Genomic DNA, 772 nt, shown 5'->3' with positions numbered 1-772 from the left:
ACCTGTATCAAAGATCGTGAGTATCTCTGAAGATCCAGAAAATTTCATAAAATTAGGGGGTTATGTGGCCAATTACTGACCTCGCTTCATTCCATCAACTGGGCGTACTTTGACCGTAACACGGCCTTCTTTTGTTTGTACAAAGCTCAATGTCATTTCAAGTGTGATGGCAACAGAGACGCTCATCATGACAAAAATAGCTAGCATGATGACCAGTTGATATTTAATGGCAACCAATGGGCTTGCGCCCCCTAGGATTTGCCCCGTCATCATACCAGGAAGCGTGACAAGGCCCATCGTGGTCATTGAGGCTAGCGTTGGCGCTAACGATTTTCTCAGAGCCTCCTGAACGAAAGGAAAGGAAGCGTATTTAGGGGCGGCACCCAGTGAGATGGCAGCTTCGTACTCAGATTTACGCTCTTCAAAAGCAGAGAATAAGTTTTGTAGCGCGATGATATTACTGCTCAGACTATTGCCTAACAGCATGCCTGCCAATGGGATCATATATTGTGCATTGTAAAGCGGAGTAGGACGCACCAAGCCAGCGGTGATCGCAATTAGTAATGGAAACAAGCCACATACAAGCCCAGTGAGAAGTGGCAACATGAGCGGCTTTTTCGGTAAACGTGCTTTCCCTGCAATGGAACTTGCTCCTACGACGAGCATAATCGCAAGCCAAAGTAAGTTGATGATCAAGCTGTTTAATTGAAAGAGATATTCAAGATAAACCCCGATCAGAACAAGCTGTAAAGTCATACGCACAACGCTGACT

General features: G+C 45.6%; 1 protein-coding gene. It reads right to left on the bottom strand.

Annotation, left to right across the window (positions count from 1 at the left end; translation table 11 throughout):
* Positions 1 to 72: 72 nt before the first annotated feature.
* The coding region (locus tag R7093_RS25070; protein WP_318146997.1) for an ABC transporter permease at positions 73 to 772 on the bottom strand (700 nt) is incomplete at its 5' end.

Source organism: Vibrio sp. 1580 (assembly GCF_033340055.1).
The sequence above is the reverse complement of the archived record's forward strand: the minus strand, read 5'-3'. Positions and strand labels throughout refer to the sequence as shown.